This window comes from Moorena sp. SIO3B2 (assembly GCF_010692525.1).
GTDB classification, from domain to species: Bacteria; Cyanobacteriota; Cyanobacteriia; order Cyanobacteriales; family Coleofasciculaceae; genus Moorena; species Moorena producens.
In genome coordinates this window covers 1-4924 of sequence record NZ_JAAHHE010000413.1, presented here as the reverse complement: position 1 = coordinate 4924, position 4924 = coordinate 1, and the positions used below count along the sequence as shown (strand labels likewise).

The window sequence follows — 4924 nt, the reverse complement described above, 5'->3', positions numbered from 1 at the left end:
TTTTATGTGCAATTAATCAGGGTATCTCTCCTCAACGAATTCTATGCCTGACCTTTACCAATCGAGCTGCCAAGGAAATGAGCGGGCGGTTATCTCAGTATTGTCCAGAACAACTACAACACCTAACCATTAAAACTTTTCATGGTTTGTGTGCTTCCATACTACGGATGGAAGCTCGTCAGATTGGACTGCCAACAGATTTCGTGATTTATGACGATAATGATTGTCTCGAATTGGTTAAAGAAGTTTTCCATGTATTGAACGATAGAGATGCCCAGCAGTTATTTTCTAGCTTAGTTAAGTGCAAAATTCAGGCTGAAAACTGTCAATTATCTCTAGATAATCTGGTTGAAAATCTATATGCCCCATTAGAAAATAACTACGCTCAACGTGCTGCTCAGTATCAAACTATCCTTCAAAAGCGTCATGCCTTAGACTTTGCAGATCTGATATTTTATGTTCGTCTCATGGTACACCATGAACCAGAGATTAGCCAACGTTGGGCAGATAAGTTTGATTTTGTTCAAGTTGACGAAGTTCAAGACACCCATCTGTCAGAGTATGGTATTGTCCTAAGTACAGGACAAAAGTTTTAGAGAGTGCGAAAATTCAGCCTCATTGTGGATAGAAGGATTTAAAACCAAATGCCGCAAGTAGTCAAATCCTAAGCGAAATAAGCTCGCTTGCCGACGAGCGTGTTTTTTAATAGTAATGGGTTGATACTGGTGTAACCACAAACCCGTTCGCATTGACCAACGAGCGTGCCAGTGTCAGCAGCGGCTTTAAGTTTGCGTAAACGCTCAGGTTCAGTAAAGTGAGTGGACTCAATGGCATTTGCCTCGGGTTTTAAAAATGCCTGCATAGCGTTTCAATGCCCCAACGCAAGGCAAACGTCAGTGACCAGATCCTGGGTTGCTGGGGGTGCAATCACGACTCTTTACTGGCCATCATCAAGTCGCTTGGCTTCAACTGAAACTGGGTAGCCCCAAACACGACAAACCCCCAAGAGTAGATGCTGCTGGCGAAATATAAGTTAACATCCAAAACACTTATTCTGCCGTTGATTACGTTACAAAACTATAAAATGTTTTTCGACCATTACACAGAATATTAAGGCTTTCAGCGTGTTAAGAAATGTTTCGCCAGCAGTATCAGAGTAGTTGGGATTCACCTGGCATGCTTATGGGCAAAAACCACTTTGGCTGCAAGGGTTGTTCCTGAGCGTTCAATCTTATCAGTGGCGAGGAAAAGGATACGAAACGATAGAGTCGGCCCCGCGCAACAGATAACGAATCCATGCCTGACCAATAAACATGCAGGTCTGCACACAAACACGCTTATCTCGGCTTTGGGAAAGAGCTGGTAAAACGCCACGGGTAAGCGCATTCGCTCATCACTATTGGAGTTTCCCTTCTTGTCGAGCAGCCACCACAACACTGGATTTGCTACTCCCTCATGGACAATGCCGTTTGTCAGAATGTTGTAGCAATGAGACCCGAATTCCCATGTTGTTCGGTCCAGGCTCAGCACCCACCCATCAGGAATCCCCATCCAGCTCACAACGATTTTGGCAATCTGGGCGTAATCCACCTCAAAGCCTCGAAAAAATCGCGCTCTGACGCAAGTAAGCTCGATTCCGGCAGTGCCCTGCCTCCAAACCCTAACGACAGCTCACAGAGATTGACCGTTTTTACCTTCAGCACAGCCAACAAGAACAGGGCGCTTAAGGGAGAGTCTGGCTCCAAGGAGCGTCTAAATGCTCTTGGAGTAATTGCTTCAATTCGCGCTTATTGATTCATAGGGTTTTGACAGATTGTGGTATTTCTGATGAAACCCTATCCTGCTCTTCATTTCAAGCTTTTTGTCCTGTACTTAGGTGATTGAGATGCTCTTACCCTGACCCACTAACTAAGGGTAGACAAATTGTTTTAAACATAAAAAGATAAAAGCACACAAAAATTATTTGGTAGTAACCATGTTACAATTACGTATCGAAAAAATAAAGCCTTAAATTAATTATGCAACTTAGTGATTTTATTGCTTTACTAGCTTTAATTATATCAATATATAGTATATGGGTACAGAATAAAGGTATTAAGCAAGAGCTATTAATAACAAATGTAAGTGAATATACTAAGAGATACCAAGAAATCTTTGAAAAATTACCAAAAATAGTTCTAGACGAAAATTTTAATATTGATAGTTTGTCAGATGAGGATAAAGAAATTATAGTAAGACCAGTATGGCTCTATTTTGACCTATGTTATGAACAATATCTTTTACACTATGAATTAGATATAGTAGACCAAAAATTATGGAAATATTGGGAAGCAGGTATGGTTTCTGCCTTCAGTAGACCTTCATTTTTTATCTGTTGGAATATCATTAGTAATATTTCAGCCTATCCCAGAAACTTTACTAATTTTGTCAACCACAAAATGTCACAATTACATCGTTAAAAGTATTTTTGATGATATCAATGAGCGTTACATTACATATTTGGAAAGGTGAATTACCTGAAAGAGCTTTACTTAATGCTTTATATCGTAGAGATGTTGGTCATGCATCTATGACAATAACAACTAAAAAAAGACAAATTTATATTAGTCATAGACCTAAGTCTTTAGAAGAATATATTGAGGAAAATCAACAAAATAAAGACGACTCAAAAAAATATTTACTAAAGGATTATGTTCCTAAAGCTAATTATATTTCTTTTAAAGAAGAATGTACCAAGAGAAATCGTAAACCTACAGTAGAAATCCACATACCTGATTCTTACCTAAACGAAAGTAGGATGCTTGAATTTTATGAAAAATATATTCATAATGATTTAGACCAAAATTTATGTATGTATCATATAGGTAGAAATAATTGTTGCTCTGCTATTGTAAACTTTATTCGTCAAGGATTAGAATGTAACTATTATAATAAAAAATGTAGTTATTGCACCAACCGAAGTACATTATACCAAAAAAAAGTATATCACTTAGTTTATTGTTGTGTTATGGCCTACGCTGGCTTTCTTCCAAGTATAAGCTTAATTCTTAGAAACTTGTTAAATTTACCTGAAATGCTTGTATTAATAATCTCACTTACACTTAATTTATTTGGTTTTATACTAATATCACTGCTTTATTTAAATTTGGAAATGCTCGTAATTTTAATTAAGCCTAAGTGGCATTTTTGGTCTCCTTTGAGTTTAGAAAGATTTGGTAAAGCTATTTTAAATAAAAAAACTCGTTGTAAAAGAAACCTTATTGATAAATTATTAAGATGGTGACATTTAAACTTAAAATTAAACTTAGAAATATATTTAACCTATTCATAAAAAGGATACATTAACTATATCAATTCCTATTTCCTTATCCTTTTATCAGGTGCATCTTATTTTTGCAAAAACCTGAGGGGGTGACATGCAAGCTAAAATCCTTACTGGGTAGTGCGTTCAGCCGATATGTTACAAAAAAATACATGGTATTTTGGCCTGACCTTGGACGTAGTTATAAGGGTTTGAGCTTCAAGAACATCAAAGGAAGGTCAATTTGCCAATTTATCTTTGCTAAGAAAACGGGCATCAAAGCCTTATCTAGTAAGCTTTTCAGGGCTCATGTCACCCCCTCAGGCAAAAACACAACCGCAGAAGCGATCGCCCTCCGGGGGAGGGAGCAAAAGCCCAAGCGTAAGCTAACCCAGCTAGGTCACCGGTACCCGAAGTCAGATAGGCTTTAGAAGTACGCAAACAGACAGTAAGCCCTTTAGCAGTGGGTTATTGTATGGCTGCATTTGCTCAAACAGAGGAGAATTCGAGTCAACAGGTAACGGTGGATCCCTATGTACTATGTACAAAATTTCCCTACAACTCTGTTTGTAAACCCTACCATCTCAATCCAGTTGCCTTGGACGATCGACCTGGTGAGGAAGTTTTAGGCTGCCTATTAAAGGTTGAAGGGACTGAAATCAAAGGTCCTTGTAAATATTCGATTGCATCAGGAAATTTCGTAGTTTACATCGAAGAAGACCAAGAATTGGATTCTTTGGGAGGTGAAAAGCCCACACGTATTGTTAGTGTCTCAGCTAATAGTATTGCTAAGTTATTGTATGAAGAAGACACAATAAAAAATCGACCATCACTCCTTAATATTATTGCTCCTGCTCCTGTCCGTATTGCACGCCAAGTCTTCAAGAAACCAAAGGAAGTTTCTTTGATTTCAGTTATATTTCCAATGAGATTAACCAATACCGGTCAGTCTTTATCCTATTCTGAAGTAAGTGCGACTCAACAAGTATCCCCATCTTCTTCTGGAGGGGGAAACGCTACCCACCAGCAACCACAGCCAGTCATTGTAACCCTAGTCGTCGAACGGGAAGTAGGTGGCACCGTGAGGTCCCAGCTAGAGAGTGCCACAGGACTTCTATCGGAGGCCCCTCCTGCTGAACGTTGATCCTCCCTAGTAGCCAGTCTGACGGCGAGCTTTATCTGAAGAAATCTAGTCTTTCTCCTCTCTGGCTGGTTACGGGTCGATCCTAATAGTTTGTTGTTCAGAATTCCTTACACTTGACTGCACCGAATCGACACGCCAACCTTCTATACTTGTTGTTCGATCGTTTCTTGGGTCGTGGTAAAGATGTAGTGATTTGGCTAGGGTCTGGTCAAAGTAACGGGAGCTAAAGTCACTATTTGTTTATCACTAGCCTTTTTGGTACTAGGATGGCGTGCGATCGCATTCTCCCAACACTGACCAAGCGCATTCCTATAGCATGGTACGTCTATAACCGCATGCATTGTAACATTTCTTTACTAATAATGATTATTATTAACAATAAAAAGAATCATTATCACGATAGACTGTTCCCTGGGAGGTTCAGCCAACTAAGTGTGAACCTCTGATAACTATTTTCTTCATTAGGGATATCAAGGAAA

4 protein-coding genes and 1 pseudogene are annotated in these 4924 nt (G+C 39.1%); 4 read left to right on the top strand and 1 reads right to left on the bottom strand.

Translation table 11 applies throughout. The annotated features are described in order from the left end of the window. Positions 1-596: UvrD-helicase domain-containing protein (locus F6K38_RS34935; protein WP_287359695.1), on the top strand; the 596-nt coding region annotated here is incomplete at its 5' end. On the opposite strand, the pseudogene F6K38_RS44540 reads toward F6K38_RS34935, so the two are convergent. Next, positions 573-1780 (bottom strand): annotated as a pseudogene (locus F6K38_RS44540) (IS4 family transposase). The gene F6K38_RS34935 and the pseudogene F6K38_RS44540 overlap by 24 nt on opposite strands. A 238-nt stretch (positions 1781-2018) precedes the next feature. Here F6K38_RS44540 and F6K38_RS34920 point away from each other — a divergent pair. The 3 genes from F6K38_RS34920 (at position 2019) to F6K38_RS34910 (ending at position 4445) form a co-directional block, all read left to right on the top strand. Continuing rightward, on the top strand, positions 2019-2459 hold the full coding sequence (locus tag F6K38_RS34920) for a hypothetical protein (RefSeq protein WP_287359693.1): 441 nt from the start codon (positions 2019-2021) through the stop codon (positions 2457-2459). A gap of 20 nt (positions 2460-2479) precedes the next feature. Continuing rightward, positions 2480-3283 (top strand): hypothetical protein, encoded by an 804-nt coding sequence (locus F6K38_RS34915; protein ID WP_287359692.1) that lies wholly within the window; start codon positions 2480-2482, stop codon positions 3281-3283. A 493-nt stretch (positions 3284-3776) separates the two neighbouring features. Next, a complete protein-coding gene (locus F6K38_RS34910) occupies positions 3777-4445 on the top strand; it encodes a hypothetical protein (protein ID WP_287359690.1) in 669 nt (222 codons plus the stop codon). The last annotated feature ends 479 nt before the right edge of the window (positions 4446-4924 follow it).